At 32.1% G+C, this 21,801-nt stretch carries 25 protein-coding genes; 24 read left to right on the top strand and 1 reads right to left on the bottom strand.

The window, feature by feature from the left end; genetic code table 11:
- Positions 1 to 246 precede the first annotated feature (246 nt).
- From B5E79_RS11525 to B5E79_RS11465, 13 genes are all read left to right on the top strand, one after another.
- Positions 247 to 999, top strand: coding sequence for a MurR/RpiR family transcriptional regulator (locus B5E79_RS11525; RefSeq protein WP_087298120.1), 753 nt, complete (start codon positions 247 to 249; stop codon positions 997 to 999).
- A gap of 12 nt (positions 1,000 to 1,011) precedes the next feature.
- A complete protein-coding gene (locus tag B5E79_RS11520) occupies positions 1,012 to 1,818 on the top strand; it encodes a Cof-type HAD-IIB family hydrolase (protein ID WP_087243300.1) in 807 nt (268 codons plus the stop codon).
- 57 nt (positions 1,819 to 1,875) lie between these two features.
- Entirely contained in the window at positions 1,876 to 2,256 is a 381-nt protein-coding gene (mgsA, locus tag B5E79_RS11515; RefSeq protein WP_087298119.1) for a methylglyoxal synthase, read from the top strand.
- Entirely contained in the window at positions 2,253 to 2,927 is a 675-nt protein-coding gene (locus tag B5E79_RS11510) for a TIGR00266 family protein (RefSeq protein ID WP_087298118.1), read from the top strand. The genes mgsA and B5E79_RS11510 overlap by 4 nt, the downstream gene beginning before the upstream one ends.
- Positions 2,928 to 2,930: 3 nt before the next feature.
- Positions 2,931 to 3,860: a DUF1848 domain-containing protein gene (locus tag B5E79_RS11505; RefSeq protein WP_087298117.1), complete on the top strand. Its 930-nt coding sequence runs from the start codon at positions 2,931 to 2,933 to the stop codon at positions 3,858 to 3,860.
- A gap of 587 nt (positions 3,861 to 4,447) precedes the next feature.
- On the top strand, positions 4,448 to 5,593 hold the full coding sequence (locus tag B5E79_RS11500; RefSeq protein ID WP_087298116.1) for a D-alanyl-D-alanine carboxypeptidase family protein: 1,146 nt from the start codon (positions 4,448 to 4,450) through the stop codon (positions 5,591 to 5,593).
- Positions 5,594 to 5,722: 129 nt separating this feature from the next.
- Positions 5,723 to 6,064, top strand: a complete 342-nt coding sequence (locus B5E79_RS11495; protein ID WP_087243295.1) for an STAS domain-containing protein — start codon at positions 5,723 to 5,725, stop codon at positions 6,062 to 6,064.
- Positions 6,061 to 6,492, top strand: coding sequence for an anti-sigma F factor (spoIIAB, locus tag B5E79_RS11490; protein ID WP_087243294.1), 432 nt, complete (start codon positions 6,061 to 6,063; stop codon positions 6,490 to 6,492). Before B5E79_RS11495 ends, spoIIAB begins: the two co-directional genes overlap by 4 nt.
- On the top strand, positions 6,479 to 7,204 hold the full coding sequence (locus B5E79_RS11485) for a SigB/SigF/SigG family RNA polymerase sigma factor (protein WP_087243293.1): 726 nt from the start codon (positions 6,479 to 6,481) through the stop codon (positions 7,202 to 7,204). Before spoIIAB ends, B5E79_RS11485 begins: the two co-directional genes overlap by 14 nt.
- Before the next feature lie 29 nt (positions 7,205 to 7,233).
- Positions 7,234 to 7,734 (top strand): signal peptidase I, encoded by a 501-nt coding sequence (gene lepB, locus B5E79_RS11480; protein ID WP_087298115.1) that lies wholly within the window; start codon positions 7,234 to 7,236, stop codon positions 7,732 to 7,734.
- 27 nt (positions 7,735 to 7,761) lie between these two features.
- Positions 7,762 to 8,259: a hypothetical protein gene (locus tag B5E79_RS11475; protein WP_087298114.1), complete on the top strand. Its 498-nt coding sequence runs from the start codon at positions 7,762 to 7,764 to the stop codon at positions 8,257 to 8,259.
- A 96-nt stretch (positions 8,260 to 8,355) separates the two neighbouring features.
- A complete protein-coding gene (locus B5E79_RS11470) occupies positions 8,356 to 10,110 on the top strand; it encodes a phosphoenolpyruvate carboxykinase (protein WP_087243361.1) in 1,755 nt (584 codons plus the stop codon).
- 42 nt (positions 10,111 to 10,152) lie between these two features.
- Positions 10,153 to 10,437 carry a hypothetical protein gene (locus B5E79_RS11465; RefSeq protein ID WP_087298113.1) on the top strand — a complete coding sequence of 95 codons (285 nt, stop codon included), beginning with the start codon at positions 10,153 to 10,155 and terminating at the stop codon, positions 10,435 to 10,437.
- A gap of 74 nt (positions 10,438 to 10,511) precedes the next feature.
- On the opposite strand, the gene gdhA is transcribed toward B5E79_RS11465, so the two are convergent.
- Positions 10,512 to 11,855: an NADP-specific glutamate dehydrogenase gene (gene gdhA, locus B5E79_RS11460; RefSeq protein ID WP_087243289.1), complete on the bottom strand. Its 1,344-nt coding sequence runs from the start codon at positions 11,853 to 11,855 to the stop codon at positions 10,512 to 10,514.
- A 224-nt stretch (positions 11,856 to 12,079) separates the two neighbouring features.
- Here gdhA and B5E79_RS11455 point away from each other — a divergent pair, with 224 nt between their 5' ends.
- The 11 genes from B5E79_RS11455 to hisIE all read left to right on the top strand — a co-directional run bounded on the left by B5E79_RS11455 (position 12,080) and on the right by hisIE (position 21,509).
- Positions 12,080 to 12,472 carry a hypothetical protein gene (locus B5E79_RS11455; protein WP_087298112.1) on the top strand — a complete coding sequence of 131 codons (393 nt, stop codon included), beginning with the start codon at positions 12,080 to 12,082 and terminating at the stop codon, positions 12,470 to 12,472.
- Positions 12,459 to 13,316 (top strand): damage-control phosphatase ARMT1 family protein, encoded by an 858-nt coding sequence (locus B5E79_RS11450; protein WP_087298111.1) that lies wholly within the window; start codon positions 12,459 to 12,461, stop codon positions 13,314 to 13,316. The genes B5E79_RS11455 and B5E79_RS11450 overlap by 14 nt, the downstream gene beginning before the upstream one ends.
- Positions 13,317 to 13,319: 3 nt before the next feature.
- Positions 13,320 to 15,062 (top strand): hypothetical protein, encoded by a 1,743-nt coding sequence (locus tag B5E79_RS11445; RefSeq protein ID WP_087298110.1) that lies wholly within the window; start codon positions 13,320 to 13,322, stop codon positions 15,060 to 15,062.
- A 252-nt stretch (positions 15,063 to 15,314) separates the two neighbouring features.
- Complete coding sequence (locus tag B5E79_RS11440; RefSeq protein WP_087243285.1) at positions 15,315 to 16,277, top strand: ATP phosphoribosyltransferase regulatory subunit; 963 nt, start codon at positions 15,315 to 15,317, stop codon at positions 16,275 to 16,277.
- A complete protein-coding gene (gene hisG / locus B5E79_RS11435) occupies positions 16,274 to 16,891 on the top strand; it encodes an ATP phosphoribosyltransferase (RefSeq protein ID WP_087243284.1) in 618 nt (205 codons plus the stop codon). The genes B5E79_RS11440 and hisG overlap by 4 nt, the downstream gene beginning before the upstream one ends.
- Positions 16,892 to 16,895: 4 nt before the next feature.
- Entirely contained in the window at positions 16,896 to 18,221 is a 1,326-nt protein-coding gene (hisD, locus tag B5E79_RS11430; protein ID WP_087298109.1) for a histidinol dehydrogenase, read from the top strand.
- Complete coding sequence (gene hisB / locus B5E79_RS11425; RefSeq protein ID WP_087298108.1) at positions 18,196 to 18,783, top strand: imidazoleglycerol-phosphate dehydratase HisB; 588 nt, start codon at positions 18,196 to 18,198, stop codon at positions 18,781 to 18,783. The genes hisD and hisB overlap by 26 nt, the downstream gene beginning before the upstream one ends.
- Before the next feature lies 1 nt (position 18,784).
- Positions 18,785 to 19,390, top strand: a complete 606-nt coding sequence (gene hisH, locus B5E79_RS11420) for an imidazole glycerol phosphate synthase subunit HisH (protein ID WP_087243281.1) — start codon at positions 18,785 to 18,787, stop codon at positions 19,388 to 19,390.
- Positions 19,387 to 20,124, top strand: a complete 738-nt coding sequence (gene hisA / locus B5E79_RS11415; RefSeq protein WP_087298107.1) for a 1-(5-phosphoribosyl)-5-[(5-phosphoribosylamino)methylideneamino]imidazole-4-carboxamide isomerase — start codon at positions 19,387 to 19,389, stop codon at positions 20,122 to 20,124. Before hisH ends, hisA begins: the two co-directional genes overlap by 4 nt.
- Complete coding sequence (hisF, locus tag B5E79_RS11410; RefSeq protein WP_087298106.1) at positions 20,094 to 20,858, top strand: imidazole glycerol phosphate synthase subunit HisF; 765 nt, start codon at positions 20,094 to 20,096, stop codon at positions 20,856 to 20,858. Before hisA ends, hisF begins: the two co-directional genes overlap by 31 nt.
- Positions 20,859 to 20,864: 6 nt before the next feature.
- The gene (hisIE, locus tag B5E79_RS11405) at positions 20,865 to 21,509 is read left to right on the top strand and encodes a bifunctional phosphoribosyl-AMP cyclohydrolase/phosphoribosyl-ATP diphosphatase HisIE (RefSeq protein ID WP_087298105.1); all 645 of its coding nucleotides are present in this window, start codon (positions 20,865 to 20,867) and stop codon (positions 21,507 to 21,509) included.
- The last annotated feature ends 292 nt before the right edge of the window (positions 21,510 to 21,801 follow it).

Raw genomic sequence — 21,801 nt, 5'->3', positions numbered from 1 at the left:
ATCTTCACCTCGATATAAGTATAGCACTGATGAAAATATCATGTTTTATTTTAAAGGGCTTTAACACCGTTTTTATGGAGTTAAAATCAATTACCAACATTTAACTGAAGTTAAATTTTCATAGAAAAATAAGTATTTGATTATTATTTTTGATACAATCATTATGTCTTCTATCTATTTGAGAAAAAAACATGTTTTTTGATAAAAAAGGATTATAATAAAATTATCAGATAAGGAGGCTTCTTTATGGACATTGTTTTATCAAGAATTTTAAAGTATTTAAATGGATGTTTAGATGATGACCATATGTATCGCATTGGATTGTTTATTGTTCATCATTATGTGGAGATGGAAGATTATTCATTGCAAAGGGTCATAGAGGAAGGGCATTTTAGTGAAGATGAGATTTTAGATTTCTGTCGTCACTTAGGTTTCCAGACATATGAAGATTTTCAAGACGAACTGATTGCGGATTATATGCTTCGTGTTTCTCAGATTCGTGCACGTATGTTAGGTGTTTCTGCTGCTGGATTAATTGAACAATTAGATTCATCTTATGATAAAGAAAATCTTGTGAAGGAATTAGAATTAATCTGTGAACTTATATTTAAAAATAAACGTGTGATTCTTATTGGAGCTTTGTATCCAACAAGTATTGCTGTAGAATTCCAGACGGATTTTATTACTTTTGGTAAAGAAGTGATTCAATATCATCATTTTGTGAAAGATTTTCAATTCCAAAAAGATGATGTCGTTATTTTTATGAGTGCAACAGGAAGAACATTGCATGATTATTTAAAAGAAAGTGCGCATCAAAATATCCAGGATGCTCAAATTGTGTTATTGACACAAAATGTTAAATATAAAAATAAAAATGATTTAGGAGCACAATATGTGATTCAGGTCCCAGGACGTTTTGATGGTATTCAATTCAATTATCAGATGATGATGATTTTTGATGTTTTACGTATTTATTATTATACAAAATATTATATTTAGAAGGTTTCATTTATGGATGTTAAAGCAATTATGTGTGATGTTGATGGAACATTATTAAATAGTCAAGGAATTGTTTCACCAATGACAGTAGAAATGATTAAAAAAGCAAGAGAAAAAGGAATTTTATTTGGTTTATCAACTGGTAGAGATGTGCATAGTGTCAAAACGCTTTTAAATATTTGGGGTATTGATGGTTTGGTAGATGCAATTGTAGGAACAGGTGGCGCTGAAATTTATGATTATACTCTTCAAGTCGATAAATCAAGCTATCCACTGGATGGAGAACTGATTAAAGACATTATTCATCATTATGAAGATATGGATGTCAATTTTGCAGTGCCATATCAAGGTGTATTGTATGCACCAAAAGATGATGATTATATTCAAATGTTATCTAGGGATGATCGTGTGCCTTATGAGGTTGTGGATTTTGATGAATTCTTAAAGGAACCACGTCCTAAACTGATTATTATCTGTAATCCTGAATATATGGATAAAGTTGTGGAAAGAAGTCAGACATTTTCAAATGATAAATATAAATCATCTTCTTTAAAAACAGCCAGTGTTTTATATGAATATATGGATCCAAGAGTCACAAAAACACATGGATTACAGGAAGTTATGGCAATGCATGATATTTCAATGGAACAATTATGTACATTTGGAGATGCTGATAATGATTATGATATGACACTTCATGCTGGTGTGGGTGTTGTCATGGCGAATGGTAGTGACAAGACAAAGAGTGTCGCTGATTATATCACTGACGATAATGATCATGATGGTATTGGAAAATTTATTGAAAAACATATTTTATAAGCTTTCATTTTGATGAAGGCTTTTTTTCATGTATAATAAAAATAGGAGGTGATAGGGATGAATATAGCTTTGATAGCACATGATTCTAAAAAACAGGAAATGATTGAATTTGTGAAAAAACATGAATCTTTTTTTAAACAGCATTCGTTATTTGCGACAGGAACAACAGGACTTAAAATTATGGAAAATACAGATTTGAAAGTTCATCGCTGTTTATCTGGGCCATATGGTGGAGATCAGCAGATTGGAGGATATGTGGGAGAAGGAAAAATGGACTTTGTCATTTTCTTTAGAGATCCTTTGACAGCACAGCCACATGAACCAGATATTAATGCTTTAATGCGTGTTTGTGATGTGCATCAGGTTCCTCTAGCATCACATCAAAAAACAGCAGAACTGATTATAAAAACTTTAGAAAGTGAGGGAAGTATAGAATGAAATATGAAATTCAAGGAACACCTTTTCCAGTTGTCATTTGTGAATTAGAAAAGGGAGAAAAAATGGTGAGTGATAGTGGAGCTATGGTTTGGATGGATCCATGTATGACGATGGAAACAACAAGCGGTGGTATAGGGAAAGCTTTTGGGAGAATGTTTTCAGGTGAAACAATGTTTTTAAATGTCTATCAGGCTAGAGAAGCTGGTAAAATTGCTTTTGGTTCTTCATTTCCTGGTGAAATTCGTAAATATGATATTGCACCTGGACAGGAAATCGTTGTCCAAAAATCATCTGTTCTGGCATGTGAAGAAACAGTAGAAAGAAGTGTATTCTTTAATAAAAAAGTATCTACAGGTCTTTTTGGTGGTGAAGGTTTTGTCATGAGTCGTTTATCGGGACATGGTATTGCATTTATTGAACTTGATGGCGCAACGGTTGAATATCAGCTAGAAGCAGGGCAACAGCTGATTGTTGATTCAGGAAATCTGGCTATCATGGATGCGACGTGTCAATTGGCAATACAAAGTGTACCAGGCATGAAAAATAAATTATTAGGTGGCGAAGGTTTATTCAATACAGTGATTACAGGACCAGGACGTGTCGTTTTACAGACAATGCCAATATCAACAGTCGCCAATAGTATTGTTCCTTTTATACCAACTGGTAAGTAGACGATGATTTTTAATATAAGTGGTCGCACAGATATCGTTGCTTTTTATAGTGACTGGTTATTTCAACGTATCAAAGAAGGATATGTCTATGTGAGAAATCCTTATTATCCAACCCAGATTACCAAATATTTGATTAATGAGGATGTTGTTGATTGTTTTATTTTCTGTACAAAAAATCCTCGACCTATATTATCTCGTTTAGATAAACTGAAGCCTTATCCTTCTTATTTCTATGTGACCATAACGCCTTATGGTCGCGATATAGAGCCTCATGTTCCTGATTATCAAAATGTCATATCAGACATTCAAAAGCTATCTTCTCAATTAGGAAAGCAATCTGTTAGCATCAGATATGATCCTATTTTTATCAATCAGGAATATACAATAGAGAAGCATCTTTATTATTTTGAAGATATCCTCTCTCAGCTTCAAGGTTATGTTCATCATTGTGTGATCAGTTTTATTGATCTTTATCAAAAAACAAAAAGAAACTTTCCTGGTATTCAGGAAGTTCCTTTGTTTTGGCAACAACAGCTAGTAAAAGCTTTTGTACAGATTGCTAAAAAATATCAATTTCAGATTCAAATGTGTGCAGAACCATATGATTTTTCAGAGTATGGTGTTTTATCACAAAGTTGTTTGAATGCGAGAATACTCAAAGATATAACAGGATATGATTTTATATCTGTGTCTAGTCAGCCTTTAAGACAACATTGTCATTGTTATCCAAGTCGTGACATAGGGGAATATAATACATGCCCACATGGTTGTTTATATTGTTATGCAAATGAAAATAAGCAAAAAGTTATGGAGAACTATCAACTTCATGATCCTTTATCTCCATTGCTGATAGGACATGTTCATGAAGATGATATCATCAAGCAGGCTAAACAAAAAAGTTATAAAAACAGACAATTATCTTTGGATATATAAAAAATGCAAGGTGGATTACCATCTTGCATTTTTAAGATAAGAGCCAATCAATGAGATATAAAGATTTGATACCCTCATAGGATTTAATATAGCTTCTATCCATTGATAAAATTATTTTTACCATTATGTAAAACTTTACATTATTCCCACATCTGCAAATACCAGTTACAATTTTAACAAGATGAATATCTTTGTTTGAAATGAGCTGATTTCAATATTCGGGACGGTTTATAAGCTTAGTCATGAAATTCCTCCTATCTTTTTTATATATTATATCCGAAAATATAAAAAACAATAGTTTCAGACATGTAAGTCTAAAACTTTGTAAAAACGATATTTTTCGACATATAAACTCATTATTTCAACAAATTGTACAAATGATTTGTTTTGTTAATATGTCTACATAATAAATGAGATCAACATTTCTCATTTTTATGAGATATGTGGTTTTTATGATTTGTTATCATTTTAATACAAAAATGAATGAAGTGAATAGAATAAGTTTTTTTGTTGAAGTAAGCATAAACAATCTTTGTAAAAATGGACTGTTTTTCGCTTTTTTTCATATAATAAATTGAGGTGTTTTGATGATAAAAAAATGCTTGATTTGTTTATGTGTCTTTGTATTATGTCTCCAGATAACACCGGTTCATGGAGAAGAATTAAAATTAGCACCAAATGCTTCAGCATCCTTATTAATGGAAGCATCAAGTCGACAGGTTCTTTATTCAAATCATGAAAAAGAAAAGCTTTTTCCAGCTTCTACCACAAAGATTATGACCATGATTTTACTTTTTGAAGCTATTGAAAAAGGCAGTTTAAAATGGGATGAAGAATTGACATGCAGTGCCTATGCAGCCAGTATGGGTGGTAGTCAGATTTATCTGGAAGAAGGAGAAAAAATGAGTGTCGCAGATTTGTTTAAAGCGATTAGTATTGCTTCTGCTAATGATGCCTGTGTGATGATTGGAGAACGTATTGCTGGAACGAATGATAATTTTGTGAAAATGATGAATGAAAAAGCGAAGGAACTCAAATTGGTGAATACTCACTTTGTGAATCCTACTGGTTTACATGATGATAATCATTATACATGTGCCTTGGATTTAGGGACAATGGCCGCCTATTTAATAGAAATGGGTGGAGAACGTTTATTACAGACAACTTCTTTATACGATAGTTACATCCGTGAAGATACTGCTCATAAGTTTTGGCTTGTGAATACGAATAAGTTATTGAAATCTTATCAAGGAGCTGATGGATTAAAAACAGGTTATACCAAAGAAGCAGGCTATTGCATTGTTTCAACTGCCAAAAGAAATGGTTTAAGATTAATAGCGATTGTTTTAAAAGAAAGTGATCCTAAAGTCAGAAATCAGGAAGTATCACAACTCTTGGATTATGGATTTTCTTTATACGAAAACATCACTTTATTTCAAAAGAATGATGTCATTGAAAAAGTTAACATTGATAATGCCCGTGTATCTCAAGTGGAAATCATAGCAAAAGTTGATATTCAGTATGTTCAAGATAAAAATGATACGACCAAAGTCACTTATCAGATGAATTATACAAATCTTGTGCCACCATTAAAAAAAGGTGAAGTGGTTGGTCATCTGTTATTGATGCGTGGAGATGTCAACATTGGTTCTTTTGATGTTACTGTGAAAACGGATGTTGAAGCCTTATCTTTTGTAGAAAAAGTCGTCAATCAACTCAAAGTTTTACTTTAAAAATCTATCTTGTGATGGATTTTTTATTTTGCATAAATATTCTAGTTTTGTTGAATAACTTCTAGTTTTAGCGAAACGATTTTTTTTCATTTGGAATTGGTATATGATACCAAAGAAGGAGGAAGAGATATGGATAATCATATAGAGATTGAAAAAGCAAATCATCTGATTATTGTTCATTTTTATGGTGAAATTGATAGTGTTATGGCACCGGTTTATCGTGGACAGTTAAGTGATTTGATAGATGAGAGTGAAGAAGATGTAATTTTTGATTTTCAAAATACATCTTTTATAGATAGTTCAGGCATAGGACTTGTACTAGGACGTTATAATCAGTTGAAATTTGAACATCGTACACTGATTTTAACAGGATTAAATCCTGTGGCTTATCGTCTTTTTGAATTAACAGGAATGTTTCAGATTATGCCTTATTATGAATCAATAGAAAATTTAAAGGAGGGAACGTTATGAATCAAATGGAAGTCAGTTTTAGCGCTATCTTGGATAATGAAAATTTTGCCAGAACAACGGTAGCGGCTTTTTTAACACCTTTAAATCCAACTATTGATGAAATTATTGAATGGAAAACAATTGTATCAGAAGCAGTCAGTAATGCTATTATTCATGGTTATAATCAAAATACAGAATGTTCTGTGGTTATGAAAATGAAGATTGATGGACGTCAGGTTCAACTGATTGTACAGGATTATGGTAAGGGGATTGAAAATTTAGAAGAAGTCAAAGCACCTTTTTATACAACTGCAAAAGACCTTGAACATGCAGGAATGGGATTAACCATTATTGAAACACTGGCGGATCAGTTAGAAATAGAAAGTGTTGTCAATATAGGAACAAAACTTATCATCACAAAAAGTTTAAAGAATCATGACACAATCTAAAACATTGGATCTTTTAAAAAAAGTCCGTTTAGGGGATGAACAGGCTAAAGAAGAGGTCGTTAAAGATAATTTAGGATTAGTTTGGTCAATTGTGCATAGATTTAAAAATAGTTATTATGATAAAGAGGATTTATTTCAGATTGGCTGTATTGGTTTGATGAAGGCTATTAATCATTTTGATACATCATATCAGGTTCAGTTTTCAACCTATGCAGTACCCATTATTATGGGCGAAATTAAACGCTATTTTAGAGATGATGGAACCATTAAAGTTTCTCGTTCTTTAAAAGAATTAAATATTAAAGTCACCAAAGCAAAAGAATACCTGCAAAGTCAAAACAATCAGGAACCAACGATTGAAGATGTCGCCAAGTATTTAGGTGTTGAACCACAGGACGTTGTAGAAGCCATAGATGCTTCTTATTATCCAACATCATTAAATGAACCAATTTATGAAAAAGATGGATCGACGATCAGTGTAGAAGACCGTCTGATTGATAAAAGTGATGAAATGTGGTTTGAAAAGATTGCTTTAGAAATGGAAATGGAAAAACTGGATGATAAAGAAAAAATGATTATTTATATGCGTTATCAATTGGATTATAATCAAGATAAAATTGCGAAATATTTAGGTATTTCTCAAGTACAGGTTTCTCGATTAGAAAAGAAAATTGTGACAAAATTAAGAACACGCTTAAAAGATGGAAAATAGTATGCTATAATACATCAGAGGCGAGAAAAATGGAAAAAAGTGATTTTAAAAAATCTTTATTAGAATATATCAAAGTCATTATTATAACAGTGGTTTTCACACTGGGTGTTCTATATTTTGTTCAGATATCAAGAGTTGTGGGTTCATCAATGGAGCCGACTTATCAAAATGGAAATATCATTTTGGTTGATAAATTCTTTTATAAAAGAGGGAAACCCTCTTATAATGATATTGTTGTTGTGAAGTATCATGTGGTTGAGGGTGAAGATCAGATTATTAAAAGAATTGTTGGGTTGCCAGGTGATCATCTTGAAATGAAAGATAATCAGCTTTATCGTAATGGTCAATTACTGAATGAAGATTATATCAATGGACCTATGGAAGGTAATGAAGATTTTTCTTATGATATTCCAGAAGGTAAGATTTTTGTGATGGGGGATAATCGTAATCACAGTGTTGACTCTAGAAATATAGGATATATTGATTTTGATGATCAGGTTGTTGGTCGTGTCTTTTTTAAGGTCTTTTGATAAGACCTTTTTCTTTTGGGAGGTTTTATGAAAAAATTAAGATATGAACGTGTATTATTAGTTGGTGTGATTTTATGTTTACTCATTGGGACGATTGGATATATGTATTGTCATCGAAGTCGTTATTATGAATATCAAGGAGCTATGACAACTTATATAGGCACATATCATAAAGATGAGAAAATCTATACATTTGATTTCAAAGGATTTCAAAAAGATAATCAATATTATTTATCTCTTAATGATTTATATAACTGGTTTGTGATTCAAGATCAAAATGCCAAGGTCTATGTTGACTATGGTAAACATACGATGGTTTATCAATTACATGATGTGACTTATCATATTGATTTTGGAAGAGATGAAATCAGATATAATGGAAATTGTATAAATGTAAGTAAAAATAATCAACATATTTATATTTCTCATAAAAATATATACCTTTCTGTCTATTATATAGAAAAAATACTGTTAAAAAATGAAAATCAAATCAAAATAGAAAATAAAACCGCTATCATTTCATAAATTTTATGATTTTTGTAGTCAAGATGGCATTTTTTTGATAGAATTGATTCATATTTGAAAGATGGAAAAACATCTCTCAAAGGAAAGGGTGAAAATATGGCATATAAATTTAATATTACTCGTGGTAATGCAATTTTAAATTTTTCTGAAGAATTCTGTCAAAGTCGTTGTCAATTAATTGAAAGTGAGTCTTTTGCGAAAGTTTTAGAAAAATATATTAAACATATTAAAAGAACTGATACAACTATTTATGAATATTTACATGCTATTGAAGAAGATGATGTTGACTTATTAAGAGATTTAAGAGATGTTTTTAAATTATTATTAGTCATGTCAGTAGAAGAAGTTTGTGCTATGCGTTCTCAGACAAAAGCATATTTTAAAGATCGTGATATGTTTATTGCTTTGGTTGAAGATATTTATTTATTCTGGCGTCGTTTACAAAGATATGCAATTGTTTTTAATGAAACAAAAAGAGCAGGTTATCAAAATGTTCAGTTTGCTGATGCACAAAGTGAATTTGAAGAATTGGTATTAGAAGTTTATCGTTCTATTCAATCAGCGATTGGAAAGAAAGATAAAGTTTTACGTCAGATTACTGCAGGGGTAAATGCTGGTTTAGCTGTAACACATATGCGACCATTTTTACCATATGAATATCGTAATTTAGATGAAATTCCATTTATTGAATCTGTTGTTATTCATCCACCATTTATTGCTTATTCTAAACGTAATAAACGTGATGGAGTCTTTCCAGAAATCAAAACAAATCCTATTGAAGATAAAAAGTTCGATGCAGAATCATGGTTATGTTATCCTGCAAAAGTAGGAGATTTGTTATGTTTTGTTTACTTTAACGTGAAATTTATGGCACAAGGTGTAACATTATGTAACTTGTTTGATTTGGCTGATGAATCTGAATATCGTAATCGTAAACCAGATTTAATTTATGTTTATGGTTATGAAGATGGTGAAATGAATCAGGCTTTCTATCAGGATGAATCTAATGATATGATTGTTGCTTTATTATCAGCAAGTGATGATTTTGATTATTTTGGATATATGAAAAAAATGTGTTTAACATTGCATAATGTTCAAAAGATTAATCATCGTGAATTACCAATCCATGGAGCTATGGTTAAAATGACACTTCATAATGGTGAAACAAAAAATATCGTTGTTATGGGTGATAGTGGAGCTGGTAAGAGTGAAACAATTGAACAGATTAAAGTGATTGGAGCTGCTTATATTACAGACTTAAAGACAATCTATGATGATATGGGAGTACTTTCACTTGGTGATAAAGGAAAAGTGAAGACTTCAGGAACTGAAATTGGAGCTTTTGTCAGATTAGATGACTTGGATGCAGGATATAGCTTTAAAGAATTAGACCGTTCAGTCTTTATGAATCCAGATAAAGTCAATGCACGTATTGTCATTCCAATTACAGACTATAAAGATGTTGTGGCAAAACATGATGTTGATTTGTTCTTATATGCAAATAACTATGATGAAGATGGTGAAGCATTAAGTTTCTTTGATACACCAGAAGAAGCTTTAGAAGTCTTTAGAGCAGGAAATCGTATGGCAAAAGGAACAACAACAGAATATGGACTTGTAGGAAGCTATTTTGCGAATCCATTTGGACCAGTTCAAAGAAGAGAACAGACTGAACCTATTTTACAGGATTATTTTAAAAGAATGTTTAAGCAAGGTGTAAAAGTTGGTCAGTTGCGTACACGTTTAGGTATTAAAGGAAACGAACATCAAGGACCAAAAGATGCAGCTATTGCCATTTTAAAATATGTAACAGGTGAGGAAGAATTAAAAGAATTACCTGTTGAAGAATAATAGGAAACAGCAATGTTTCCTATTTTTTAAAAGGAGAAATATATGTGGATTATATTTGGAATATTAACTCTTATCATGACTTTATTGAATTTGTATATGTATAACGCTGGTAAAAATTATCATATTTTTATGGTTCTTTCCTTATTCTTGATGGCATTGACACTTTGCGCTCAGTATCAAATGATAGCGTCTTGGAGTTTAGCAGGGGATTGGAGTGCTATTGCAGATGTTGCACCAACATTATCTATGATGCTATGGATATTTGTAATAGGTTCTTTTGTGGTGAATGTCATACCATTATTGTTAAGTTATCGTAAGAATCGTTAATAAGTATGATGCTTTATTTATGAAAATAAAAAAGATTGTCTAAATATCAATGATATCTTGACAATCTTTTTTTATTAATAGATTCCTTGAGAAATCATAGCAGCTACAACCTTTTCAAATCCAGCAATATTAGCTCCTTTAATTAAGTCGTAACCTAAACCATATTTTTGAGCAGCTTTGACTGAAGAGTCATGAATATCAACCATGATATCATGTAATTTCTGATCAACTTCTTCAGCGCTCCAGCTATAACGCATAGAGTTTTGAGCCATTTCTAATGCAGATACAGCAACTCCACCAGCATTTGCTGCTTTTGCAGGTCCTAAAGTTCCACCATTTTCTAAGAAGTAAGTAATGGCTTCAGGTGTTGTAGGCATGTTAGCACCTTCAATAATATATTTCACTCCATTAGCAACCAATTGTTTAGCTTCTTCTAATCCAATTTCATTTTGTGTTGCACATGGGAAAGCCATATCAACTTTTAATCCCCATGGTTTTTCACCAGCATGGAATTCACATCCAAATTTTTCAGCATAATCTTTAAGTTTGACATCATTTGAACTTCTGATTTTTAATAAGAAATCAATCTTTTCATCAGTTGTAATTCCATCAGGATCATAAACATACCCATCTCTACCAGAAATAGATACAACTTTTGCACCATATTCTCTTGCTTTTAAACATACACCCCAGGCAACATTTCCATAACCTGAACATGCAATTGTTTTACCTTCATAAGAATCATTAAAGTGTTTTAAAACTTCTTTACCATAATAAACAGCACCAAATCCAGTTGCTTCAGGTCGAATTAAAGATCCACCATATGGTAATGGTTTACCAGTTAAGACACCATTTTCATAGGCTCCTCTGATTCTTTTATATTGTCCATACATATATCCAATTTCTCTGGCACCTGTTCCAATATCCCCAGCAGGTACGTCAACGTCTGGTCCAATATGACGATATAATTCAGTCATAAATGATTGACAGAAACGCATGATTTCATTGTCTGATTTTCCTTGTGGATCGAAATCAGAACCACCTTTACCTCCACCAATTGGTAAAGTTGTTAATGAATTTTTAAAGATTTGTTCAAAACCTAAGAATTTAATAATTCCTAAATTAACAGATGGATGTAATCTTAAACCACCTTTATATGGTCCAATCGCATTTGAGAATTGAACACGATATCCTCTATTGACATGAACTTTTCCCTGATCATCTTGCCAAGGGACTTTGAACATAATGGCTCTATCAGGTTCTACCAATCTTTCTAAAATAGCCATATCCTCGTATTCAGGATGAGCTTCAATAACAGGTTCTAAGCTTTCCAAGACTTCTTCTACAGCTTGAATAAATTCAGGCTGATCAGCATTTTTTCTTTTTACATCTTCTAAAACTCTTTCAATATATTTCATAGTTTGAATCCTCCTTGAACTTATTATATACAATGATAAATAAAAAACAAGCATTTTAATAAAAAATTATTACATTTTTTGAAATTTAGATAAAATAATTCTTATTTTTTAGTATAAATAGAATTAAATGATAGATTTGTTTTGAAAATAATAATTTTTTATAATGTTATGAATAAAGTTTTCATTCTTTATAAAATATGTTAAACTACAAGAGGTGATAAAAAATGATGAAAAAATTTAAAGAATATCGTACATTTTTATTTTGTCTTTTCTTATTTATTATATTGATGATTTTGAGTCTTTATGCTTTTATGCAAAAAGCTTTACCACAGGCCATAGGTTGTCTTTTATTATCATTGATTGCACTTTTATTAATGACTGCAAGATATAAGATTATTTTATTTGATAATGAAATGATGATTTATGAGTGGAAAGTTGCAGCTATGTTACCAACATTGATTCCTTATCAAAATATTCAATCCATTCAAAAAAAGTCTAAGCATCATATTATTGTTGAGCATCAAAAAACAAGTCATATCTATGTTTTTAATAGTGATGCTTTTTTAGAAGCTTATAATGAGTTCACTCAAGAGGATAAAACCAATGAAAATGAATAAACAATGTTTACCATGTCTGGTTAATCAGGTTGTCAAGATGGCAAGTATGACAGGATGTCTGGATCAGGATGAATTGTTTCACCAGTTTTTTGCCTATATGAGTCAGGTTGATTTTACAAAAACAAACCCTGAAATTATAGGTGAAGTTTTTGCCATGGTCAAAGCGTATATTCATCATGATGATCCTTACTATCAGTTAAGACATGATTATAATCAGATGTTTTTAAAACAACTGAATCAATTAGATAACCAGATTCATTCTTTTGAAGAGGCTGTTAAATATGCAATAGTAGGAAATATTATAGATTTTAGTCCTCTTCATCAAAATGTAAAACAAGATGTAACAAAGTATTTTCAAAATATAGATCAGTTATCCTTGACTATTGATCATATTGAAGATTTAAAAGCTGATATTAAGACTTCTTCATCTTTATTATATTTGGGAGATAATTGTGGAGAAATCTGTTTAGATAAATTATTGTTGAAAAGAATCAAGGATATCAATCCTGATATTACATTGTATTTTGCGACAAGAGGAGCAGCTGTGGTTAATGATTCTATATTAGAAGATGCCTATCAGGTAGGTATTGATGAATATGCAACCATTATATCTAATGGTGATAGTTCATTAGGAACAGTTCTTTCACGTGTCAGTGAAGAGTTTCTTGAAATCTATCATAAGGTGGATATAGTGATAGCAAAAGGACAGGCTCATTTTGAAAGCTTAAGTGAAGAAAAGAAAAATATTTATTTTTTATTGATGGTTAAATGTGGAGTGATCAGTCAATATATAGGTGCTTTAGAAAAATCGCTTGTCTGTCTATCTCAAAGAAAGAGAAGATAGCCAATGAAACTTCATGTGAAAAAAATAATAGATAGAGCTTCTTGGAAAACACAACAAAACAATCAAAAATACTATTTGATAGGGGCTTTGTTTTTATGCAGTTTACCAGTTGTCATGATCACTTATCATTTTTATATCATGTTTTTTCTTTTGTTTTTCATCATTATAATTGTTTTAATAGCAAGCTATATTCAAAATATAAAAAGCTTTTTTGATTTGAAAAGATTAAAGAGTGAAGTTGTGGATGTTGATGAAAACCAATGTTTTGTTTATCAGGATAAAGTTTTTGATTTTCATCAGTTAATAAAAATTCATTTACTGCGTCGCGTTATTTATTTGGAATTTGAAAATGATATCGTTGTTTTAGAGTATCAGAAAACTCTTTTCAATCAATTAAAAGATTCATATTCTCAATTGATTAATCAAAAAACAACCAAGATTGGAAGAATATCTTTTATGCTATTGATGATAGATATGCTTTTTGGTGTCATTATTATAATGAAAATAGTAGGGGGTATTATTTATTGTCTATCGACTTCAACAACGATTATTGATATTAGTCGATTATTTGGAGATATAGGGACTCTTGCTTTTATCTTTATTTGTGTTTTTTTAGCGAATATATTGAAGAAGTATAAGATTGTTTTTTATACAGTATCTGTAATAGTAGCATTTTGGTCATTGATGTCTCCAATGACACATGTGACACAATTGCTTGTTGATCAAGGTGCTATAGCTTATCGTGAAGATGTGAATGGGGTTCAGATTTATCGTGATGTTGCTTATGTGTTTGGAAAAGATGCGACCTTGATGTATGTAGATTCGATAGATGATATTGGAACTTTTCATGATGTTGTGTATGTTGAAAGTCAGCAACAATATCAATTCTATAGTTTAACGACACCACACCAAACACTTCAAGATTTATATGAGGAATATGAGGGTAGTTCTTATAGTCATCAGGATATCAATATAGCGATTGATAAAAATGTCATTAAAATCAATTCAAAACCTTATCAGGCAGAGTTGATTGGTGATCATATGTTATATGTCAAGTTACAGCATCCTTATATCATTCAATTCAAAGATTTTCGATGTGAACTTTATCAGTTAGATAGAGGACACACAGTTGTTTTACAAGAAGATTATATGAATGATGTTACTTCTCAAGATAACCATATAGAAAATGAGGAAAAGAAAAGTCAAGAAGAGAACCAAGACAATGAAACAGTGACAGCTTCACCATCACAGCCAGAAGAAAAATCAGAAATAGAAAAAAGAAGAGAAAAACAAGATCAACAAAGATATCAGGCTTATCAACAAGCTATCCAACAAGATGATATGACATCTTTCCAGTCTACACAGGATGTTGTGAAAGTTCATGACGAAAATACTGATATTTATCGAGTGATTAAGTCATTGGATAGGGAAATCACACGAATGAATAATGAAGAAGGAACTATTCTAGATGTCCAAATTTTATCAATGTTGATTTATCATCAAAATAATGATGAATATGGTATTTATATTAATAGGCGAGTTGATTCTTCTGTTGAAGAAAGTCAGACGTTTCAAGAAATCATTTTCATGAAGAAATATGGTCATGATTATATTGGAACAAGACTTTATGATATAAGTTATATGCCAACTGATCATCCTACCAATAATGGTGAATATGAAACACGTCAAACAACTGACTATCTTTATTGCATTGATGGTCATCAGGTTGTGGAAAATGCATGGTAAAAAAAGAATTTTCAAAAAATTCTTTTTTTATTTATTAAAGTGTGTTAAAATGATAAAAAATGAGGTGATATTTATGAAAAAGACAATTTTAAATCAACAATTTCATCGCCATCACCATTGGAACACATAGGGTTATATCTATGAAAGATACAGCCCGTTTTGCATATACTTTATAAATGGGTGTATCTAATGACTTATAGAAGGTTTGGACGAGTCATTAAGACTCGTCTTTTTTGTTAAAGGGGGATTGACATGGAAGAGTTTAAATATTTAATACCTGAAGAAAGTATTGATGCCATTATGAATAATGTGTCTAAGTTAAGAGATATAGAAAATGATTTAAGACATATTTTTGTTGAACATGGTTATTTAGAAGTTTTAATGCCATCATTTGAATATGTGGAGCTTTATAATGATATGGATATTGGAATTGATGAAGAAAAGATGTTTCAATATATCAATTATGAAGGAAAAAGAGTGGCATTGAGAGTGGATTTTACAGTTCCACTAGCAAGATTGTATAGCTCACAAAAAGAAAATGGTGAAAAAAGATATTGTTATTTTGGGAAGGTTTATCGTAAAGAAAAAAGACATAAAGGAAGAAGCAGTGAATTTTTTCAGGCAGGTATTGAATTGCTTGGAAAAGCAGGTGTTGCGGGAGATTTAGAATGCTTAGAGCTTGTTTTAGAAACAATGCAGTGTTTAAGATTAAAGACATTACGTATTGAAATGGGATCGGCTCAATTTTATAACCGTTTAGTTGAAATAGTGGATGATGAGAAATTCGTCAATATATTAAAAAGACGTGATTTAAGTGCTATGAAAGACTTTGTAGAGAGTCATCATTTTGATAGTCATCTCCATGATTTGTTGTTGATGTTACCTCAAGCTTTTGGTGATATTCAAGTTTTATATCAGGTTCAATCACTGATAGATGATCCATTATTAAAAGAGGCTATTGAAGAGTGCATTCATTTATATCAACAATCAAAGATGAAAGACATTTTAACCTTTGATTTAGCTATGACGCCAATGATGAAATATTATACAGGTATTATGTTAAAGGGGTATTCGCCTTATAGTGCTGAACCTATTATGAATGGTGGACGTTATGATAAACTCATGAATCATTTTCAAAGGCAGGTTCCTGCAATTGGATTTAGTTATGATTTAAGTCATATTCTCAAAGCTTTAGAAAAGGAGGAAGAAGCATGATTAAAATAGCCATTACAAAAGGGCGTATTGAAAAGCAGGTTTGTCAATTGTTATCAAAACAGGGATTTGATATGGAACCTATTTTTCATAAAGACCGTGAACTCATGATTGAAACTCCTGATGGTTTATCAATGATTTTTGCGAAAGCCAATGATGTTTTGACTTTTTTAGAACATGGGATCGTTGATGTCGGTTTTGTGGGAAAAGATACTTTAGAAGATAGTGATTTCCAGGATTATTATGAAATGTTGGATTTGGATATAGGAAAATGTTATTTTGCAGTCGCTGCTTATCCTGGTTACAAAGATAAAGTTTTTCATCGTCGTAAACGTATTGCTTCTAAATATACCAAAGTGGCTAAGGATTATTTTAACCAAAAACAGGAAGATGTTGAAATCATAAAGCTGGAAGGTTCAGTAGAACTGGGGCCTGTTGTGGGATTAAGTGATGCTATTGTGGATATTGTAGAAACAGGTTCAACGCTTAAAGCCAATGGTTTAGAGGTTATTGAAAAAATCAGTGATATTTCTACAAAAATGATTGTCAATAAAGTGAGTTTAAAATTTAAAAAAGAAGAAATCTTTGATTTGATTTATAAATTGAAAGGGGAGTAATAAGATGTTAAAAGTTTATGATTTACAAGGGCAGTTTAAGGATGTTGTGCAAAAGTTTTCATCACGTAAAACTGAAATAACCAAACAGGTCAATGATACTGTCATGAATATGATTGAGGATGTTGAAAAAAATGGAGATCAGGCATTAATGAAGTATTGTCGAGATTTAGATGGCTTCATGATTGATAATCCTAAAGATTTGATTGTCTCAAAACAAGAAATCTTGGATGGTGTCACAAGTGTTGGTAAAGACTTTATGCGTATTTTAGAGCGTACTAAAGAACAGTTAATAGCTTTTCATCAACATCAGGTGGATAAATCATGGTCATTATATAAGGAAAATGGTGTCATGATGGGACAGTTGGTACGAGGCTTAGAAAAAGTGGCTTTATATGTACCAGGAGGAACAGCAACGTATCCATCAACTGTTATGATGAATGCAATTCCTGCAAAGCTTGCAGGAGTTCAAAACCTAATTATCATCACGCCAGTAAAAGCTGATGGAAAAGTGAATCCTAGCATTCTGGCAGCAGCCTATGTTTGTGGGATTGATGAAATTTATAAGGTAGGGGGCGCTCATGGTGTTGCTGGAGTTGCGATAGGAACGGCAACCTTACCAAAAGTTGATAAAATTGTCGGACCAGGCAATATTTATGTAGCGACAGCTAAAAAATGCTGTTATGGCCGAGTAGACATTGATATGATTGCTGGACCTAGTGAGATTTTAATCGTGGCAGATGACAAAGCCAATCCTAAATATATTGCAGCCGATTTAATGAGTCAGGCGGAACATGATCGTTTAGCCAGTGCTCTTTTGGTCACAACATCGCCTTCACTTGTTGAAAAGGTCAATGAAGAGTTGAAACGACAGATACAGTTATTACCAAGAACAGAAATTATTGAAGAATCGTTACAGAACTATGGTGGAGCATTTATTGTGAATTCAATTGAAGAAGCTTTTCAGGTTTCTAATGAGTTTGCGCCTGAACATCTTGAAGTGCTTGTAGAAAATCCAATGAATACTTTACCACTGATTCATAATGCTGGATCTATATTTTTAGGTGAATATACACCAGAACCACTTGGTGATTATATGTCAGGAACAAATCATGTTTTACCAACCGGAGGAACAGCTAAATTTTATAGTGCTTTAGGTGTTTATGATTTTGTGAAATACTCATCATACAGTTATTATCCAAAAGCAGCTTTAGAAGCATTGAAAGATGATGTCATCACATTTGCCAAAAAAGAAGGATTAGACGGACATGCCAATAGTGTTGCAGTGAGATTTGAGGAGGATACATATGAGAAAAAGTCAAATAAAGCGTGAAACAAGAGAAACATCTATTGATATGTCCTTAAATCTAGATGGGCAAGGGATAGCTCAAATTGATACAGGTATTGGATTTATGGATCATATGCTTGAATTATGGGCTTTCCATAGTGGTTTTGATTTAAAAGTGATTTGTCATGGTGATTTAAACGTTGATAGTCATCATACAATAGAAGATTTAGGAATTGTTTTAGGAGAATGTATCAAAGAAGCATTAGGTGATAAAAAAGGCATTTATCGCTATGGTCAAATGGCTATTGTCATGGATGAAGCACTCGTCACAACAACACTTGATTTAAGTGGTCGTCCTTACCTTGTTTATCATGCACAATTGCCTTGTATGAAACTTGGTCAATATGAAACGGAGATGACAAAAGAGTTTTTTAAAGCAGTCAGTGATCATGCTATGATGACTTTGCATATTCATGAAAGCTATGGTGAAAATACACATCATATTATTGAAGCGATGTTTAAAAGCTTTGCACGTGCATTAAAACAGGCTGTCAGTATTGATGAAAATCATCAAGATCAGATTGTGTCATCAAAAGGAGTTTTATAAGATGATTGTGATTATTGATTATCATGTTGGAAATTTAATGAGTGTGCAAAATGCTTTTTTGAAACTTGGTATGGATGTTGTGGTGAGTCGAGATCACGATGTGATTCGACAGGCCAAGGGAATTGTACTGCCTGGTGTAGGAACATTTCCAGTAGCGATGGAACATTTAAAGAAATATGATCTGATTGATATTTTAAAAGAAAGAAAAGAAGCGGGTATTCCAATATTGGGAATCTGTTTAGGAATGCAAATTTTATTTGAAAAAGGTTATGAAGTGACTCCAACGGAAGGATTAGGCTTTTTAAAAGGTGAAGTCAAACTGATGGATGTGCAGGCCAAAATCCCACATATGGGATGGAATGAACTGATTCTCACACAAGATCATCCCTTAATGAAAAATATAAAAAATGGGGATTATGTTTATTTTGTTCATTCTTATATGGCCTATCCAACCGATGATGAACTCATTGCCTGTTGTGAATATGGACAAGCCAAGATTACGGCTGTTGTCGCAAAAGATCATGTCATGGGATGTCAGTTCCATCCTGAAAAAAGTGGTGCAGTCGGAAGAAAAATTTTATTAGCGTTTAAGGAGATGGTGCAATGATTATTATTCCAGCAATTGATTTAAAAGATGGTGAGGCAGTGCGTTTATATAAAGGTGATTATCAACAAAAAACAGTCTATTCTTCATCACCAGAAACACTGGCTTTACAGTTTCAGAATATGGGAGCCAATTATTTACATGTGGTAGATTTAGATGGGGCTAAAGATGGGACAACAACAAATCTTTCAACAATTCAAAAAATTCGTCAGACCATCTCTATTCCTATTGAAGTCGGTGGTGGCATTCGAACGATGGATACCGTAGAACTATACTTAGAAAAAATAGGGATTGATCGTGTGATTTTAGGTACGGCAGCTATTGAAAATCCTGAATTTTTAAAAACAGCTTTAAAGAAATATGGAGCTAAACGTATTGTTGTGGGCGTGGATATCAAAGATAGATTTGTATCAACTTCAGGATGGCTTGTCAATACACAGATATATTACTTAGATTTTTTACAGGAATTAGAAAAAATGGGAGTTCAATATATTGTGTGTACAGATATTTCTAAAGATGGTACATTACAGGGACCATCATTTCCCATCTATCAAAAAATCAAAGACACAACATCTTTACATTGCATTGTTTCTGGCGGCGTAAAAGGAGCTGAAGATATTTTGGAAGCAGCCAGACAAGGTTATTATGGCTGTATTGTTGGAAAAGCTTATTATGAAGGTCAGATTGACTTGAAAGAGGTGATATCATGCTTGCCAAAAGAATCATTCCCTGTTTAGATATTAAAGATGGTATGGTTGTCAAAGGAGTGAATTTTGTAGGATTAAAAAATGTGGGTGATCCTATTGAAATTGCGAAAAGATATGATGAACAATGTGCTGATGAAGTTGTTTTTTTAGATATCACAGCAACTTATGAAAATCGTGATATTATCAAAGATTTGATTCAACGTGCAGCCAGTGAATTGTCGATTCCATTAACTGTCGGTGGGGGCATCCGTACTTTAGATGATTTTCGTATGATTTTATCCAGTGGGGCAGATAAAGTCTCTATCAATTCAGCAGCGATTTTAAATCCACAATTGATCCAACAGGCTGCAGATGAATTTGGTGTGCAGTGTGTCGTTGTAGCAATTGATGCCAAGATGCGTGATGATCAAAGTGGTTATGATGTCTATATGGCTGGTGGTAGAAAAAATACGGGATTGGATTTAATCACATGGGTTCAACAATGTGAGCAGCTGGGAGCTGGTGAGATTTTATTGACATCTATGGATAAAGATGGAACCCGTGATGGATTCGATATTAATATGTTAAATGCAGTCCTTGACGTTGTTTCTATTCCCGTCATAGCCAGTGGTGGTTGTGGGAATCAGGAAGATATTGTGGAAGTATTTGAAAAAACAAATTGTGATGGGGCCTTGGCAGCTTCTTTATTTCACTATCAGGAAGCAACTATTGATGATGTGAAAGCATTATGTGCCAGTCATCACATTCCAGTAAGGAGGAATTGAGAATTGATGAAACCAGATTTTGAAAAAGGAAATGGGTTAATCCCAGCGATTGTACAAGATGTCAAAACAAAGGATGTATTGATGTTAGCTTATGTCAATGAAGAGGCTTATGAAAGAATGTTGACAACCAAAGAAACTTATTTTTATTCACGTTCACGTCAGGAACTTTGGCATAAAGGAGAAACATCTGGACATTTCCAATATATTCAAGGGATGTATTTAGATTGTGATGAGGATACTTTACTGATTCTGGTTGAACAGGTTGGAGCAGCCTGTCATACTGGAGCTTATTCATGTTTCTTTCAGGAAGTCATACCTTACATTTTTGAAAAGAATATTTTTCATGAAGTTTATGATGTCATTGCTGATCGACAGGTACATCCTATTGAAAAATCATATACAAATTATTTATTGGAACAGGGTGTTGATAAAATCTGTAAAAAAGTAGGCGAAGAAGCCAGTGAAACAATTATTGCAGCAAAAAACAACAATCAAGAAGAATTAATTGGTGAAATCAGTGATTTATTTTATCATGTATTGGTTTTGATGTATCAACAAGGTATTCAGGTTGAGGATATAGAAGAGAAATTGAGAGAAAGACATCAAATCAGTGGTAATAAAAAAGAATTTCATCAAAGAGGAGATTATTAGTGATTCTGATAATCTTTTTTTGTTTTGATAAACAAATAAATTTAATGTTAAGCGCTTTCAAACTATGTTATAATGAACATATGAAGAAGAAAGGAGTATGTGTATGGGTCAATGTCGTCAATTTAATGACATTAAAATAGAGAGAATATTTGATCAAATTCAAAATTCTCCCTTTTTTTCTTTCTGTGCTAAAAAAGCACAAAAAGATACTGATCATTTTTAATGATTTTTTTAAGTTTTTAAGTTATAATTTTTTTAGAAAATGATGTCTATACTACCGATTAGCGTTTTA

This window comes from Massilimicrobiota sp. An134 (assembly GCF_002160815.1).
GTDB classification, from domain to species: Bacteria; Bacillota_I; Bacilli_A; order Erysipelotrichales; family Coprobacillaceae; genus Allocoprobacillus; species Allocoprobacillus merdigallinarum.
This window is presented reverse-complemented; position numbering and strand designations above follow the sequence as displayed.

Bases quoted from the DNA above. Each gene is read 5' to 3' on its own strand.
- B5E79_RS11525 (WP_087298120.1), top strand. From the start codon at position 247: ATGGACATTGTTTTATCAAGAATTTTAAAGTATTTAAATGGATGTTTA.
- B5E79_RS11520 (WP_087243300.1), top strand. From the start codon at position 1,012: ATGGATGTTAAAGCAATTATGTGTGATGTTGATGGAACATTATTAAAT.
- mgsA (WP_087298119.1), top strand. From the start codon at position 1,876: ATGAATATAGCTTTGATAGCACATGATTCTAAAAAACAGGAAATGATT.
- B5E79_RS11510 (WP_087298118.1), top strand. From the start codon at position 2,253: ATGAAATATGAAATTCAAGGAACACCTTTTCCAGTTGTCATTTGTGAA.
- B5E79_RS11505 (WP_087298117.1), top strand. From the start codon at position 2,931: ATGATTTTTAATATAAGTGGTCGCACAGATATCGTTGCTTTTTATAGT.
- B5E79_RS11500 (WP_087298116.1), top strand. From the start codon at position 4,448: ATGATAAAAAAATGCTTGATTTGTTTATGTGTCTTTGTATTATGTCTC.
- B5E79_RS11495 (WP_087243295.1), top strand. From the start codon at position 5,723: ATGGATAATCATATAGAGATTGAAAAAGCAAATCATCTGATTATTGTT.
- spoIIAB (WP_087243294.1), top strand. From the start codon at position 6,061: ATGAATCAAATGGAAGTCAGTTTTAGCGCTATCTTGGATAATGAAAAT.
- B5E79_RS11485 (WP_087243293.1), top strand. From the start codon at position 6,479: ATGACACAATCTAAAACATTGGATCTTTTAAAAAAAGTCCGTTTAGGG.
- lepB (WP_087298115.1), top strand. From the start codon at position 7,234: ATGGAAAAAAGTGATTTTAAAAAATCTTTATTAGAATATATCAAAGTC.
- B5E79_RS11475 (WP_087298114.1), top strand. From the start codon at position 7,762: ATGAAAAAATTAAGATATGAACGTGTATTATTAGTTGGTGTGATTTTA.
- B5E79_RS11470 (WP_087243361.1), top strand. From the start codon at position 8,356: ATGGCATATAAATTTAATATTACTCGTGGTAATGCAATTTTAAATTTT.
- B5E79_RS11465 (WP_087298113.1), top strand. From the start codon at position 10,153: ATGTGGATTATATTTGGAATATTAACTCTTATCATGACTTTATTGAAT.
- gdhA (WP_087243289.1), bottom strand. From the start codon at position 11,855: ATGAAATATATTGAAAGAGTTTTAGAAGATGTAAAAAGAAAAAATGCT.
- B5E79_RS11455 (WP_087298112.1), top strand. From the start codon at position 12,080: ATGATGAAAAAATTTAAAGAATATCGTACATTTTTATTTTGTCTTTTC.
- B5E79_RS11450 (WP_087298111.1), top strand. From the start codon at position 12,459: ATGAAAATGAATAAACAATGTTTACCATGTCTGGTTAATCAGGTTGTC.
- B5E79_RS11445 (WP_087298110.1), top strand. From the start codon at position 13,320: ATGAAACTTCATGTGAAAAAAATAATAGATAGAGCTTCTTGGAAAACA.
- B5E79_RS11440 (WP_087243285.1), top strand. From the start codon at position 15,315: ATGGAAGAGTTTAAATATTTAATACCTGAAGAAAGTATTGATGCCATT.
- hisG (WP_087243284.1), top strand. From the start codon at position 16,274: ATGATTAAAATAGCCATTACAAAAGGGCGTATTGAAAAGCAGGTTTGT.
- hisD (WP_087298109.1), top strand. From the start codon at position 16,896: ATGTTAAAAGTTTATGATTTACAAGGGCAGTTTAAGGATGTTGTGCAA.
- hisB (WP_087298108.1), top strand. From the start codon at position 18,196: ATGAGAAAAAGTCAAATAAAGCGTGAAACAAGAGAAACATCTATTGAT.
- hisH (WP_087243281.1), top strand. From the start codon at position 18,785: ATGATTGTGATTATTGATTATCATGTTGGAAATTTAATGAGTGTGCAA.
- hisA (WP_087298107.1), top strand. From the start codon at position 19,387: ATGATTATTATTCCAGCAATTGATTTAAAAGATGGTGAGGCAGTGCGT.
- hisF (WP_087298106.1), top strand. From the start codon at position 20,094: ATGCTTGCCAAAAGAATCATTCCCTGTTTAGATATTAAAGATGGTATG.
- hisIE (WP_087298105.1), top strand. From the start codon at position 20,865: ATGAAACCAGATTTTGAAAAAGGAAATGGGTTAATCCCAGCGATTGTA.